1 protein-coding gene is annotated in these 232 nt (G+C 69.4%); it reads right to left on the reverse strand.

The features are described 5' to 3' along the window. The coding region (locus ACRHNM_RS18380; RefSeq protein ID WP_431138067.1) for an ATP-binding cassette domain-containing protein at window positions 1-232 on the reverse strand (232 nt) is incomplete at both ends.

Consider the following 232-nt stretch of genomic DNA (forward strand, 5'->3'; position numbering starts at 1 on the left):
GCGGGCGATGCCCATGCGGGTGATGGCGTGCGGCTTCCTGCGCAGCAGGCTTTCGCCCTGGAAGCCAATGCCGCCGCCGCTGGGCGGCAGCAGGCGCGTGATCAGGTTGAACACCGTGGTCTTGCCGGCGCCGTTGGGGCCGAGCAGGCCGACCACTTCACCGGCGTCGAGGGTCAGCCCGAAGTCCTTGGCGACTTCGCGTTGCTTGTACTTCTTGCGCAGGCCCCTGGCG

The organism is Psychroserpens mesophilus (assembly GCF_050617655.1).
GTDB lineage: Bacteria > Bacteroidota > Bacteroidia > Flavobacteriales > Flavobacteriaceae > Psychroserpens > Psychroserpens mesophilus_A.